Genomic DNA, 14059 nt, shown 5'->3' with positions numbered 1-14059 from the left:
TCGTTCCCGCAGGTAGCGGCTCTGGCTAGACTCGTCCGGGTGCGCCCCTTGATCTCGGACCCGTATGCCGAACTAGGCCGGGACTACGCGCGATCGAGACGCCCGGATCCCCGGATCGCGGCCGCCGTGACCGCCGCGCTCGGCGACGCGCGGTCGGTGGTCAACGTCGGGGCCGGGGCCGGTTCCTACGAACCCGAAGACCGAGGCGTGATCGCCGTCGAACCGTCGTCGCGGATGATCGGGCAGCGTCCGGTCACCGCGGCTCCCGCCGTCCAGGCTTGCGCGGAAGGGCTGCCCTTCCGCGACGGGGCCTTCGACGTCGCCCTGGCGGTGCTCACCGTGCACCACTGGACGGACGTGACCGCCGGGCTGGCCGAGTTGCGGCGGGTGTCCCGTCGCCAGGTGATCGTGACCTGGGACCAGGCGGTGTTCGCGCGCTTCTGGCTCGTGCGGGACTACCTGCCGGAGATCGCCGAGCACGAAAGCCGGTTGGCCTGCCTCGACAGGATCGCCGAGGAGCTGAGCGCGGCGGGCGAGACTCCGTCGGTGACTCCGCTGCCGGTGCCCTCGGACTGCGTCGACGGATTCCTCGGCGCGTATTGGCGCAGGCCGGAGGCCTACCTGTCCGAACGCGTGCGCGCCGGGATGTCCGGGGTCGCGCTGCTGGACCAGAACGTCGTCGCGGCGGCCGTCGGCCGGTTGCGCGCCGACCTCGCCGACGGGCACTGGCACCGGCACCACGTCGGCCTGCTGGGCCGGACCGAACTGGACCTCGGATACCGGCTCGTCACCACGTGATCGAGTACACAGTGGACGGCTCCCGTGGCGTGGACGGCGGTCGACCCCGGATGCCGCTCGTGGTATTCATGGCTTTTGTGACAGCGAGGACGGGGGCGGCATGACGGCGGAGTACTTCGTGGTCCGTGGCCAGGTGGAGAAGGGCGATCAGCGGGGCCGGGAACTGGGCTTCCCGACGGCCAACATCGCGCTGCGCGACCAAGACGGCCAAGTCGGCGACGGAGTGTGGGCGGGCTGGGCCGAACGCGCCGACGGCACCCGGATCGCGGCCGCGGTCTCGGTCGGCAGGCGCCCGACGTACTACGGCGCGGACGGCTACCGGCTCGTCGAGGCGCATCTGCTGGACTTCGGCGGGGACCTCTATGGCGAGGTCCTGACCGTGTGGCTGGGCCACCACCTGCGGGAGCAGGAGAAGTACCCGTCGTCGGAGGCGCTGATCGTCGCGCTCAACAAGGACATCGCCGACGCGGGCAAGTGGGCCGCGGACAACCCGGCGGAGGGCCTGCCGGACGCGGGTGACGCCGAGAACGGCGTCGTGCGGCGCGTACCGACCTCGTGAGTGAGCAGGACGGTTGGTGAGGAGTACGGCGAAGGTGCCGGGCCGGGTCGCCAAGGGCGTCAGCTTTGGGTGTCGCGAAAGCCACTTTCGGGACACTTGATGTCGCGAAAGTGGCTTTCGCGACATCAGCGTGGCGGCCACGACCAAGACAGGTTGCCTTACCCCTCACTAGAACCGTCCTAGCCATTCACGGGACGTCAGACGGACGCGCCTAGCAGCATGTAGCCCAGTAGGGACCAGGACGGTTGGTGAGGGGCACGGCGAAGGTGCCGGGCCGGGTCGCCGGGGGCGTCAGCTTTAGGTGTCGCGAAAGCCACTTTCGGGACACCTGATGTCGCGAAAGTGGCTTTCGCGACATCAGCGTGGCGGCGAGGCGTCACCCGGCCCTTGGAACCCTGGCAGGCGTTGCGAAAGCCACTTTCGCAACCTTCACCGTTGCGAAAGTGGCTTTCGCAACGCGCGTGCGGCCCTACCACGACCAAGACAGGTCGCCTTACCCCTCACTAGAACCCGTCTCAGCCATTCACGAGACGTCAGACGGCCGCGCCCAGCAGCATGTAGCCCATCCCCAGCCCCATCACGACCCGGCACACCCGGCGTGAGATCTGGCCCTCGCCGGTGGTACCCCGCGCGGCCGAAACCCCCGCGCGGATCGCGTCCACCGCGAAATACGCGGCCACGGCGCCGAAAAGCAGGGAAAGCCACAGCGCCGAAGCGGCACCGGGGCCGGACATCACCAGCCAGGGCCCGTGCGAGACCTCGCTGTGCGGCATGAAAGTCACCATGAACAGCATCGCCGCGGCGGAGACGGCGTGGTGGCCGCACGCGGAGTGCCCGGACCGCCGCCCCTTCCACCACGAGACGGTGAACCAGCCCGCCGTCAGCGCCAGCACGGCCTGCCAGCCCGCCGCGGGGATCGGGCCGCCCACCGGGGACAGCATCGCGACCATGGCGACGACGAGCAGCAATTCGGCCAGATCACCGTTGCGGACCGCCGTGCCGTGGCGCCCGTAGTCCAGCCGGACGAGTCTCAGCACGCACGGCAAGACCAGCGCGGCGAACACCGCGGTCAGTGTCCACGCTATGACGACTGGACCCGACATGGCACCTCCCGCCGACCGGAATCCCCTTCACCGTGGCAGGTACCGCTCTAGTACACCAGGGGGCATTGAGGTGATCTCAGCCGGCGGTCAAGACCAATCCGCTCGTAGGTACGCCGGTTCCGGCGGTCACCAGCACCCGTGAGGCCCCGTCGACCTGGTTGACGGCGTCGCCGCGCAGCTGCCGGACCCCTTCGGCGATCCCGTTCATCCCGTGGATGTAGGCCTCCCCCAGCTGCCCGCCGTGCGGGTTGAGCGGCAGCTTCCCGTCGAGTTCCAGGGTGCCGCCGCCGATGAAGTCCTTGGCCTCGCCCTTCCCGCAGAAGCCGAGTTCTTCCAGCTGCATCAGGACATAAGGGGTGAAGTGGTCGTACAGCACGGCGAGGTCCATGTCGCCGGGCCCGAGCCCGGACTGCGCCCACAGCTGCCGTCCCACGACACCCATCTCGGGCAACGCGGGCAGGTCGTCGCGGTAGTAGCTGGTCATCACGTACTGGTCCGGACCACTCCCCTGCGCGGCGGCGGCGATCACGGCAGGCCGGTGCGGCAGGTCGCGCGCCCGCTCGGCGCTGGTGATCACCAGGGCGACACCGCCGTCGCTCTCCTGACAGCAGTCGAGCAGGTGCAACGGTTCGGCGACCCAGCGCGACGCCTGATGGTCCTCGAGCGTGATCGGCTTGCCGTAGAACCACGCCTTCGGGTTCGTCGCCGCGCGGGCGCGATCGACGACGGCCACCCGGCCGAAGTCCTCGCTGGTCGCGCCGTACTCGTGCATGTAGCGCCGGGCGAGCATGGCGACGGTCGCGGCCGGTGTCGCGATCCCCATCGGGTAGTGGAACGCGTTGTCGACACCGGAGGAGTTCACCTGCCCCGCCGCGGCCGACGAGACCTGGCCGAAGCGCATCCCGGACCGTTCGTTGAAGGCCCGGTACGCGACGACGACGTCCGCGACACCGGTCGCGACGGCCATCGCGGCCTGCTGCACGGTCGCGGCCGCCGCCCCGCCGCCGTAGTGGATCCGGCTGAAGAACTTGAGTTCGGGGACACCGAGCTCGCGCGCCACGGCGATCTCGCTGTTGCCGTCCATGGTGAACGAGACCAGACCGTCCACATCGGACGGCTTGAGCCCGGCGTCCTCGAGTGCACTCGAGACCGCTTCAGCCGCCAACCGCAGCTCGCTGCGCCCGGAATCCTTGGAGAACTCCGTCGCGCCGATACCGGCGATCGCGGCCCGCCCGGACAGGGTCATCACTCGCCTCCCAGCGTGAGTGCCACGGTTCCCACCACGTGTTCGCCCAGACTGTCCACACCGGACACCGCGATCACCACGTCGTCACCGTCCCGTTCCGTGACCCGTCCGGTGAAGGTCAGCGTGTCGTAGGCGTAGCAGGGCACCCCGAGCCGGATCTTGATCGACCGCACGAACGCCTCCGGCCCCGCCCAGTCGGTCACGAACCGCTGCACCAGACCGGTGTCGGTGAGGATGTTGAGGAAGATGTCCTTCGATCCCCGCTGGAGCGCGGCGTCCCGATCGTGGTGGACGTCCTGGAAATCCCGGGTCGCCAGCGCGGTGCTCACCACGAAGGTCGGGGTGGCCTCGATCGTCAGCGGCGGCAGCTCGGTGCCGACCGGACAGTCCTTCATCGCGCGACCCTCCAAGCGGGCAACGTCAGTTCCTCGTCGATCTTCACGAAGGCGGCTTCCACTCCGAGTCCGATGTGGACTGTTTCGGGATCGGCGTCGAGCAGCTCGCCCATCACGCGGACTCCCTCCTCCAGTTCGACGAGCGCGACCACGAACGGCAGATCCTTGCCGGGGACCTTCGGATGGTGGTGCACCACGTAGCTGTAGACCGTTCCGCGTCCGCACGCGACGACGTGGTCCGGCTTCGCGCCGAGGTCGCCGTCCGGTGGCATCGGCCCGGGCGGATGCCGCAGCGTCTCGCCCCACCGCTGGATCCGCAGTTCTCCCTCGCGCAGTCCGGCCCAGAAGAATTCGGTGTCCTTGCTGATCACCGGCCGCAGCACCGGGGCGGCCGCCTTGGCGGGCGCGGCGTCCGGCGGGCGGAACTTCAGCACCCGGAACACCATGTCCGCGACGGCTTCGTCCCCGACGTACCAGGTGGTCTTCGTCGTCACGAACCAGCCTTCGCCCAGCGCGGTGCGTTTCGGCCCGACGACGCTTTCGAGTTTCGCGGTCGCCGAGACGTGCTCACCGGTGCGCAGATAGCGGTGGTAGTTCTGCTCGGAGTTGGTCGCGACGACCGAGGTGAACCCGGCTTCGTCGAGCACCTCCATCATCGCGCCGAGCGGGTCGTCCGAAGCCCTCGTCCAGTGCAGCCCGCCCATCGTCCACACCTGCGCCATCGCGGGAGGCGCGACGAGTCCCTTGTGGACACTCTTCGCGGCGAACTCCTCATCGACATAGACGGGGTTGCGGTCGCCGATGGCCTCGACCCAGTTGTTCACCATCGCCTGGTTGACAGCGTCACGGGCGGCCCTCGGCGCGGATTCGCCTTGCCCGGCGATGCGTTCGGCCGCTTCCTGGATGCTCATCGCGGCACCCTCGGCAACCCGAGCCCGGCGGTGGCGATCAGCTCGCGCTGGACCTCGTTGACGCCGCCGCCGAAGGTCAGCACCAGATTGCGTTTGGCCACCACGTCCAGCCACAGCGCCAGTTCCGCGGTTTCGGCGTCGGCCTGATCGCCGTGTCGCGCCACGATCTCCTCCAGTCTCCTGGCCAGCCGCTGGATACGTTCGGAACCGAAGATCTTGGTGGCGGAGGCGTCGGCCACGGCCACCGGTCCGGTCGCCGACGACGCCGCGACCTGCCAGTTCAGCAGTTCGTTGACGCGGGCGGCCGCCAGGGTTTCCGCGAGTACGCCGCGGACGTCCGGCAGCCGCGTCAACGGTGTGCCGTCCGGCGTCTTCCTGGCCGCGGCCCACTCGCGGACGCGGGCGTGGAGTCCGCCGACGCGGCCGGCCGGGCCGAGCATGACGCGTTCGTGGTTCAGCTGCGTGGTGATCAGCCGCCAGCCCTCGTTCTCCTTGCCCACCAGCATGTCCGCGGGCACTCGGACGTCCGAGTAGTACGTGGCGTTCACATGGTGCGCGCCGTCGCAGGTGATGATCGGCGTCCACGAATAGCCGGGATCGCGAGTACTGGCGATGAGGATCGAGATCCCCTTGTGCTTCGGCGCGTCCGGAGCCGTCCGCACGGCGAGCCAGAGGTAATCGGCGTCGTGCCCGCCGGTGGTGAACGTCTTCTGGCCGTTGACGACATACTCGTCGCCCTCGCGCACGGCGGTGGTCCGCAGCGACGCGAGATCCGTGCCCGCGTCGGGTTCGGTGTAGCCGATGGCGAAATGGATCTCACCCGCCAGGATTTTGGGCAGGAAGAAGGACTTCTGGGCTTCGGTACCGAAAGCCTGCAACGTGGGGCCGACGGTCTGCAGGGTCACCGACGGCAGCTGGACGTCGGCGCGGGCGGCCTCGTCGACGAAGAGGTGCTGCTCGATCTCGCCGAAACCCCGGCCGCCGTACTGTTCGGGCCAGCCGACGCCGAGCCAGCCGTCACGGCCCATCCGCCGCACGATCTCGCGGTACACCGGTCCGTGCCGCTCGCGCAGCATCGCGCGTCGTTCGTCCGCGCTCACCAGACCGGCGAAGTACTTTCGCAGTTCGGTGCGCAGTTGTTGTTGCGCCGCGGTCAATTCGATCAGCATCGTGTCACCCCGCTGCCAGTTCGCCCAGTGCGGCCAGCCGATGCGAGGCGCCGCCGAGCGTCCGTCCGAGATCCTTGACCGCCGACGAGAACCGGTGCAGCGGATACGTTTCGTCCACCCCGATCCCGCCGTGCAGGTGGTGGCAGGTGGCCAGCGCCCCGGGCGCCTCCTCCGCCAGCCAGTATGCCGCGACGTCGAGGTCCGCCTCGGCGTCGAGCCCCGCCGCGAGCCGCCAGACCGCCGAGCGCGCGGCCAGCTGGACGGTCCTCGAAGCGACGTAGACGTCCGCGATCTGCTGCGCCACCGCCTGGAACGCCGCCAGCGGGCGTCCGAACTGCTCACGTTCGCCGATGTGCTTGGTGGTCAGCGCCAGCGCGCCGGCGAGCAACCCGTCGCCGAACGCCACGGTGCCCGCGAGCGCGAACCGGTGCAGGGCCGCGATCGATTCGCCCGGGCCGTGCCCGTTGAGGAGATCGGCGTCGGTGACGGTCACGGAATCCAGCGTCATCGTGTAGTCCGGTGTGCCGGAAGAGGTTCTCGTCGGTGTCAGCCTCACGCCGTCCGACCGGGGGTCGACCAGGAAGACTCCGGTGCCGCCGGGCATCGAGACCGGCGTCAGGATCCGGGTCGCCTCGGCGGCGAACGGCACGCCGACCTTGACCCCGCTCAGCCGCCAGTCCCCCGCCGGGTCCGCCGCGGTCGCGGGCCGGGCGGTGAAGGGCGCGGAAGGTTCGTGCAGTGCGGCGGTGAGCACGGATTCGCCCGCGGCGACGGCCGGGAGCAGGGCCGCGCGCTGGTCCGGGCCGCCGAGCGCCATGACCGGCAGGACACCGAACGCCAGCGACGCCACCGCGGGCGTCGGCGAAGCGACGCGGCCGAGTTCGGTCAGCACCAAGGCGACTTCGGCGACGCCGAGGCCGTCACCACCGAGTTCGGTGGGCAGCGCCAGCGCCAGCAGACCGGAGTCGGCGAGCGCGCGCCAGGTCCCGGCGGGTTCACGCTCCTTGCCGAGCACGCGCGCGGCCAGCGCGGTGACCTCGGTCTGCGTCTCGTCGAACTGGAAGTCCACACTGGCTCCTCACCGGGGCGAACGGGCACAATACTGAAACCTGTTCTAGTCTTATCCGGAAGGCGGCCGAACGGCAACCCCTCGTCAGGGAGCGACCTTGAGGAGTTCGTGGAGAGCATCGGGGAAGTGGTCGGCGAGCGGCCACAGGTCGCCGGTGAGTTCGCGGGCGCCGAGCAGGCCGACGTCCACCCGGCCCGCGTTGGACAGCACGGTGACGTTGAGCCCGGCGCCGTGGAACACCGGCCCGAGCGGGTACAGCCCGGTGATGCGGCAGCCCAGCAGGTACAGCGGCATCGGCGGACCGGGCACATTGGACACCACCAGGTTGTGCACCACCGGATGCCGTTCGGCCAGGCGCAGCGCGGAATACGCGCGCACCGCGAGGCCGAACATGGTCGCCGCGGAGAACTGCGCCCAGTCTCCGAGCATGTCGGCGTCGATGTCGTGGTGATGGTCCTTGGACAGCCTGTTCGACTCCGCGAGCATGAACACGCGCGCGGCGGGATCCTCCAGATGGGTGGGCAGCGACGCGAAGAAGGCCGAGACCTTGTTGCTGCCGTGGTCGCGCTCGGTGCGCTCGTGCACCGACACCGGCACGGTCGCCACCAGCGGATCGTCCGGCAGTTCACCCCGGTCTCGCAGGAACTGCCGCAGGGCACCGGAAACGACGGCGAGGACGACGTCGTTGACGGTCACCCCGAAGGCGTTCTTGATCCGTTTGACCTCGTCGAGGTCGAGTGAGGCGTAGGCGACGCTGCGATGCGCGGTGATCGTCCCGTTGAACGAAGTGCGCGGAGCGGTGAACGGGACCGGCATTCCCTTGCCCTGCAACGCCTTGCCGAGCCATTTCGGGACGAGCTGGAGCAGATCCGGGAGCAGCTTCACCACCTCGGCCGGGCGTTTCGCGAACGACGTCAGCCCCGCGCCGAGCAGCGCGCGCCGTCCGGGAACGGCCCCGTTGTGGCGTTCGTCCCGCGCGATCTCCGGCGGCGGGGCGTCCGGTTCGAGGCCGGCCAGATAGGTGATCAGGCTGGCGCCGCTGACCCCGTCGACGCTGGCATGGTGCATCTTCAGCAGGACCGCGATCTCGCCGCCCGCCAGGCCCTCGATGACGTGCAACTGCCAGAGCGGCTGCGCGCGGTCCAGCCGTTGTCCCGCGATGTGGGCGCACAGTTCGGCCAGCTCGCGCCGGTCACCGGGTGCGGGTACGCCGATCCGGTGAACGTGGGCTTCGAGGTCGAAGTCCTCGTCCTCGACCCAGACCGGATGGGTCAGATTCCAGAGTGGATTGTGCAGCTTGCGCCTGAATGCCGGGATCAGCCGCACCCGTTCGGCCAGTTTCTCCTTGAAGCGCTCGAAATCGTAGCCCCCGGGCATGGTCGAACCGTCGAGGGTGAGCAGCCCGCAGACGTGCAGGACCTGGGCGGGTGTCTCCAGGTAGAGGAAACTCGCGTCGAGACCACTCAATCTCCGCATAAGAATCACCTTAAGTGAACTTTGCAACCGGTTCTAGACGGTCACCCGGCGGTAGGATCGGTGCCCATGCAGCCGAGTTTCGTCGTCCGCCAGGCACTCCAGCTCGCGCTCACCGCGAACGCGTTGAAGCCGCCGAGAGGCGCCCGGACGGCGGTTCCCGCCTTCTTCGCGGGTTGGCTGACCGGGGAACTCGCCCCGCATCTGCTCGCGCTCACCGCGGCCGACACCGCCGCGCACGTCGCGCGCCACCGGGGCAAATCGAGCAAGGCCGGCCTCGCGCTCGCGGCCGCGTCGGCGGCCGGGCTCGGCACGCTGATCGCGCAGTCCCAGCGAGCCCGCGACGAGATCGAGACGGCGCTGACGGAGGGCATCGGCACGGCCTACGCCGACGAACTCGAGCACCCGCCGAGCCCGACGGACCTCGCGACCCCGTGGGGCCAGCTGGCGATGCCGTTCCGCATGCGCGACCCGGCGGTCCGGCGGACCCGTGACATCGCCTACGCACCCGGCGGGAAGCGGTTCCTGCTCGACGTCTACGCCCCGCGCGAGAAGGTCACCGGCGCGCCGATCCTGCTGCAGGTGCACGGCGGCGCGTGGGTGATCGGCAACAAGGACCAGCAGGGTCTGCCGCTGATGCTGCACATGGCCAAACGCGGCTGGATCTGCATCGCGATCAACTACCCGCTCTCCCCCGCCGCCCGGTGGCCCGCGCATATCGTCGCGGCGAAACGCGCGCTGGCCTGGATCCGGGACAACGCCGAGTCCTACGGCGGCGACCCGGGCTTCGTCGCCGTCACCGGGGGTTCGGCGGGCGGGCATCTCGCGGCGCTCCTGGCGCTGACCGCGAACGACCCGGCCCTGCAGCCCGGCTTCACCGAGGCCGACACGAGCATCCAGGCGTGCGCCCCGCACTACGGCGTGTACGACTTCGCCGCGACCAGCGGGCGCCGTTCCAGCCAGACCCGGCTGAAGACGCTGATCGCCCGGCACGTCTTCGAGGCGGACAAGGATCCGGTGAACTTCCTCGACGACTACATCGCGGCGTCACCGCTGGACAGGATCACCGAGGACGCTCCGCCGTTCTTCGTCATCCACGGCGTCCACGACTCGCTGGTGCCGGTGGGCGAGGCCCGCGAGTTCGTGCGCCGACTGAGCGAGAAGTCCCAGCGCGAGGTCGCGTACGCGGAGATCTCCGGCGCGCAGCACGCCTTCGACGTCTTCCCCTCGATCCGCAGCGCGCATGTGGTCCGCGGGGTGGAGCGGTTCCTGGAATGGGCGTATCGCGGCTGGCTGCGGTCCAACGCACACCGAGTGCGGCGCCCAGTCACGTGAGTTCCGTCTCTGATCACGCGAGTGCGGCCCCTGATCACGTGAGTCACGGGTAGATGACGTCCGTCGGCCGCGCGGACGACGGGCCGTCCACACACCAGCCCTCGCCGTCTCGTACGAAGCGGTACCAGCGTTCGTCACGGCCGTAGCGCAGTTGCAGGTCGCCCTGGGTGATCCGGTTCCGCCACGCCTTCGGCTCCCCCGGCAGTCCCGATTCGGCGAAGTCCGCCTTGGCCTGCGCGAGCGGCGCCTGCCCTGGCCGCCAGACCTCCCGGACCACCGCCATCCCGCCCCGGCCCGCCTCGCGCCAGGCCTGCGCCCAGAGGGCCAGATCCCGCACCGGGACCTGTGCGGCTTCGGCGAGCTCGACGACCACGCTTGGATCGCTCGCCGCCGCCCGGCGCGCGAGGTCTTCCTCGAATGACAGCTCCACTTCGCGCTCGGGCCCCATGACCAGCAGTTCCCAGGCCCTCGCGGCGGCGTCGGCCGCCAGTTCCGCGAACGTGTCACTGCTCCAGCCCGTGCGATGCGGCGGATCGACGTCGAGGACCGCGGGCGGCCCGACCGTGCCGGGAACGGCCGGCCGCGGTGGCAGCGCGGCGATCCGCCGGGTGTAAGCGCGTTTCGGGTCCACCCCGGGTGCGGCGGGGGCTCGCACCCGTTTGCCAGGCTCGCTCGCCGGGGCCCGGCGGGACCGCAGTTCCGCGAGTACCGCCTCCCTGGGCCTGCCGCGCAACAGGAACAGGACGAACGGATCGGCGTCGACCTCGTCCGCGACCAGGTAGTAGACCGCGGCGACGTGTTTGCACGGGTTCGCGCTGTCGGGGCAGGAGCATTTCGGGCGCAGATCGCCGGGGCCGGGGAGCAGATCCGCGCCGGCGGCCCGCGCGTCCTCGGCCAGCTCGCCAGGCAGCTCGCCGTCGAGCAGGGCGGCGACGTGCCCGAGCCGTGAACCGACCATGCCGAGCAGGCTCTCCCACTGCGCCTCGGTGAACGCCGCCATGTGGATGGTCACCCGGTACGGCACCGCACGGCTGCCCTGTACCCAGGCCGTCACCTCGCCCGTGCCGACCGCCAGCTTGCTGACCGTCCCCTTGCGCGCGTACGTCCGCCCGCGCGGCAACCTGTTCGGATCGAGCTTGGCGCGCTCCTCCAAGGCTTCGACCCACGCCTCGCCCCACCAGGTGTTGCCGAAGGTGCGCCGTTTCCGTCCGGTCGCGCCGGGCATCAGGTCTCCCCGAGCCGGACGAGATCGGCGAGTTCGTCGTCGGACAGTTCGGTGATCCAGTTCTCGCCTGCGCCGATGACCGCGTCGGCCAGCCCGCGTTTGGTCTCCAGCACCGTGGCGATGCGCTCTTCCAGGGTGCCTTCGGCGATCAGCCGGTGCACCTGGACCGGCCTGTCCTGCCCGATCCGGTACGCGCGGTCGGTGGCCTGGTCTTCGACGGCCGGGTTCCACCAGCGGTCGTAATGGATGACGTGGGTGGCCTTGGTCAGGTTGAGCCCCACGCCGCCCGCCTTGAGCGACAACAGGAACACCGGCACTTCACCCGCCTGGAACCGGGCGACCATGTCCTCGCGGACCTTGGGCGTGCTCGACCCGGACAGCAGCATCGTCGGCAGCCCGCGTTCGGCCAGGCGCTTCTCCAGCAGGCGGCAGAGCTGGACGTACTGGCTGAACACGAGCACGCTGTCGCCCTCGTCGAGGATGACGTCGAGCAGCTCCTCGAAGGCGGCGAGCTTGCCGGACCGCCCGTGCAGCACGCCGGGTTCCTTGAGGTACTGCGCCGGATGGTTGCAGATCTGCTTGAGTTCGGTGAGCAGTTTGAGCACCTGCCCGCGCCGGGCCACCCCGTCCAGCTCGCGGATCATCGCGAGGTTCTCCCGGACGACGGCCTCGTACAGCGTCGTCTGCTCGGCGGTGAGCGGGACGAACCGGTCGGTCTCGGTCTTGCGCGGGAGTTCGGGGGCGATGTCCGGATCGGTCTTCTTGCGGCGCAACAAAAACGGGCGCACGGTCGTGGCAAGGCGCTCTGTCACGGCGGTGTCCCGGTCGCGTTCGATCGGGCGGGCGACCTTGCGGCGGAACCCGTCGAGCGAGCCGAGCAGGCCCGGTGTCGTCCAGTCGATGATGGACCACAGCTCGGTGAGCCGGTTTTCCATCGGTGTCCCGGTCAGCGCGACCTTCGCGGCGGCCGGGATCTTGCGCAGTTCCTTGGCGGTGACCGAAAGCGGGTTCTTGACGTGTTGCGCCTCGTCGGCGGCGATCATCCCCCAGTCCACTTCGGACAGTGTCTCGCGATCCCGGCGGAGGACGCCGTACGTGGCGAGCACGACCTCGTCCGGCGCGACCTCGTCGAGATGCCGCCCGCCGCCGTGGAACCGGCGCACCGGGATGTCCGGCGCGAACCGGGCGAATTCGCGTTCCCAGTTGCCCAGCAACGACGTCGGGCACAGGACGAGCGTGGGGCCCTCCCCACGCGGGCGGCGGTGCAGATGCAGGGAGATGAGCTGGATCGTCTTGCCCAGCCCCATGTCGTCGGCGAGGCAGGCGCCGAGGCCGAGGCCGGTCATCGTCGCGAGCCAGCCGAGACCGGCCTTCTGATACGGCCGGAGGGTGGCCCGCAGTTCGGCGGGCTGCTCGATCGGCTCCGCGGCGCTGTCACGGATTCGCTGGAGCAGCCCCGTCAGCGCCGACGGGACGGTGAACTCGACCTTTTCGCCGTCCAGTTCCAGTTCGCCGGTGAGCGCCGCGGCCAGCGCCTCGGCCCCGGACAGCTTTTTCGCGCGGTGAGCACGCACCTTGGCGATCAAGCGCGCGTCGACCTTGACCCATTTGCCCCGCAGCCGCACCAACGGCCGTTTCGCCTCCGCGAGCGCGGTGACCTCGGCGTCGGTGAGTTCCTCGTCCCCGAGGCTCAGCCTCCAGCGGAACTGCAACAGGCTCTTGAGCGTGAACTCGGGGCCGGTGACGCTGCCCGGGGCCTGTGTCGCGCTCGCCTTGGCCTTGAGCTCGCCCGAGAACAGGTCCTTCGGCCACTGCACCTCGATGCCGGCGCCGCCGAGCGCCGCGTCGCCGTGGGTCAGCAGGTCGACGACCTCGTCGTACTCCAGTTCCAGTTCGGTCGGCGCGGCCGACCGCAGCATGCGGCCGAGTGGCGACCACGCCCTGGCGCCTCGCCGCAGCCCGAGCAGCAACTGCGTCTCGACCTGCTCGCCCATCCGTTCCAGTACCGCTTCGGGCGCGTCCCACAACGTCGCCGCCTCGACGATCAGGCTCGGATCGGCGGTGCTCCGCACCGCGAGGACGGCGGCGAAAGTGGGCTCTTCTTCGGAATTCTCGGGCTCGTGCACCTCCATGCGCAGGATGAGATGCGCGCCCTGGGCCTGGCGGGCGCTCAGTTCCGCGAGCCACGCGGCACCGTCCGGCCCGACCAGTGTCGGCTCGGCCGAGGCGAACGCCGGACCGCCCGCCGCGACGCTCGCGGCGGGCGTGCGCACCAGCACGTCCGCCGTCGCGTCCCAGAAAGCGCGGATCAACGATTCCGGCGAATGCAGCCGGATCCGTTTCAGCCCGGACAACGGCAGCGCGTGCGCCTCGGGCGGCAGCGCGGCGGCGAGCCCGCGCAGCATCTCCTCGTCGGCGACGTCGAGCGGGCCGACCCGCCACGAATCCACCCCGCCGGGTGAGGCCGCGGGGAGCAGCCTCCCGCGGGCGATGAGGTTGACCCCGGCCTCGGCGACGGCCGACCACGCGGCGATGGCCGGACTCAACTCGCCCTCGGCGGTCAACAGCCGCGGAATCGCCCGTGACAACGGGACGAGCGCCGCGTCGACCTTCGTGCGCCGGAAGACCTTTCCCACCGGAAGCACGAGTTCGATCGCGGTGTCACCCGCTACGCCGTCTCCCCAGAGCGCCACCACTCCGTCCCGCGGGGGATCCGAGGGGACGAAGGTGGCTTGGGTTCCTGTGCCGAACTCCACGACCCGCACGCTAGAGCACG

Annotated in this window: 12 protein-coding genes; 3 read left to right on the top strand and 9 right to left on the bottom strand. The window is 70.2% G+C overall.

Translation table 11 applies throughout. From position 1 onward, the window contains the following. Window positions 1-48 precede the first annotated feature (48 nt). Entirely contained in the window at window positions 49-798 is a 750-nt protein-coding gene (locus HDA45_RS34405; RefSeq protein WP_184906337.1) for a class I SAM-dependent methyltransferase, read from the top strand. 100 nt (window positions 799-898) lie between these two features. Then, a complete protein-coding gene (locus HDA45_RS34400) occupies window positions 899-1357 on the top strand; it encodes a riboflavin kinase (RefSeq protein WP_184902471.1) in 459 nt (152 codons plus the stop codon). 533 nt (window positions 1358-1890) lie between these two features. On the opposite strand, the gene HDA45_RS34395 is transcribed toward HDA45_RS34400, so the two are convergent. The 7 genes from HDA45_RS34395 to HDA45_RS34365 all read right to left on the bottom strand — a co-directional run bounded on the left by HDA45_RS34395 (window position 1891) and on the right by HDA45_RS34365 (window position 8726). Then, window positions 1891-2460 carry a DUF5134 domain-containing protein gene (locus tag HDA45_RS34395; RefSeq protein WP_184902469.1) on the bottom strand — a complete coding sequence of 190 codons (570 nt, stop codon included), beginning with the start codon at window positions 2458-2460 and terminating at the stop codon, window positions 1891-1893. Window positions 2461-2536: 76 nt separating this feature from the next. After that, window positions 2537-3706, bottom strand: a complete 1170-nt coding sequence (locus HDA45_RS34390; protein ID WP_184902467.1) for a lipid-transfer protein — start codon at window positions 3704-3706, stop codon at window positions 2537-2539. Next, entirely contained in the window at window positions 3706-4101 is a 396-nt protein-coding gene (locus HDA45_RS34385; protein ID WP_184902465.1) for a MaoC family dehydratase, read from the bottom strand. The genes HDA45_RS34390 and HDA45_RS34385 overlap by 1 nt, the downstream gene beginning before the upstream one ends. Then, window positions 4098-5012: a bifunctional MaoC family dehydratase N-terminal/OB-fold nucleic acid binding domain-containing protein gene (locus HDA45_RS34380; RefSeq protein WP_184902463.1), complete on the bottom strand. Its 915-nt coding sequence runs from the start codon at window positions 5010-5012 to the stop codon at window positions 4098-4100. Before HDA45_RS34380 ends, HDA45_RS34385 begins: the two co-directional genes overlap by 4 nt. Continuing rightward, window positions 5009-6181, bottom strand: a complete 1173-nt coding sequence (locus HDA45_RS34375; protein WP_184902460.1) for an acyl-CoA dehydrogenase family protein — start codon at window positions 6179-6181, stop codon at window positions 5009-5011. Before HDA45_RS34375 ends, HDA45_RS34380 begins: the two co-directional genes overlap by 4 nt. A gap of 4 nt (window positions 6182-6185) precedes the next feature. Further along, entirely contained in the window at window positions 6186-7250 is a 1065-nt protein-coding gene (locus HDA45_RS34370; protein WP_184902458.1) for an acyl-CoA dehydrogenase family protein, read from the bottom strand. Between the two features lie 84 nt (window positions 7251-7334). Further along, a complete protein-coding gene (locus HDA45_RS34365) occupies window positions 7335-8726 on the bottom strand; it encodes a WS/DGAT/MGAT family O-acyltransferase (RefSeq protein ID WP_184902455.1) in 1392 nt (463 codons plus the stop codon). A 66-nt stretch (window positions 8727-8792) separates the two neighbouring features. On the opposite strand from HDA45_RS34365, the gene HDA45_RS34360 reads away from it, so the two are divergent. After that, window positions 8793-10058 carry an alpha/beta hydrolase gene (locus tag HDA45_RS34360; RefSeq protein ID WP_184902453.1) on the top strand — a complete coding sequence of 422 codons (1266 nt, stop codon included), beginning with the start codon at window positions 8793-8795 and terminating at the stop codon, window positions 10056-10058. Between the two features lie 43 nt (window positions 10059-10101). On the opposite strand, the gene HDA45_RS34355 is transcribed toward HDA45_RS34360, so the two are convergent. Both HDA45_RS34355 and HDA45_RS34350 read right to left on the bottom strand, forming a co-directional pair. Beyond that, window positions 10102-11283, bottom strand: coding sequence for an SWIM zinc finger family protein (locus HDA45_RS34355; protein ID WP_184902451.1), 1182 nt, complete (start codon window positions 11281-11283; stop codon window positions 10102-10104). Then, entirely contained in the window at window positions 11283-14048 is a 2766-nt protein-coding gene (locus HDA45_RS34350; protein ID WP_184902449.1) for an SNF2-related protein, read from the bottom strand. The genes HDA45_RS34355 and HDA45_RS34350 overlap by 1 nt, the downstream gene beginning before the upstream one ends. Between the last annotated feature and the right edge of the window lie 11 nt (window positions 14049-14059).

Source organism: Amycolatopsis umgeniensis (assembly GCF_014205155.1).
Lineage (GTDB): Bacteria > Actinomycetota > Actinomycetes > Mycobacteriales > Pseudonocardiaceae > Amycolatopsis > Amycolatopsis umgeniensis.
This window is presented reverse-complemented; position numbering and strand designations above follow the sequence as displayed.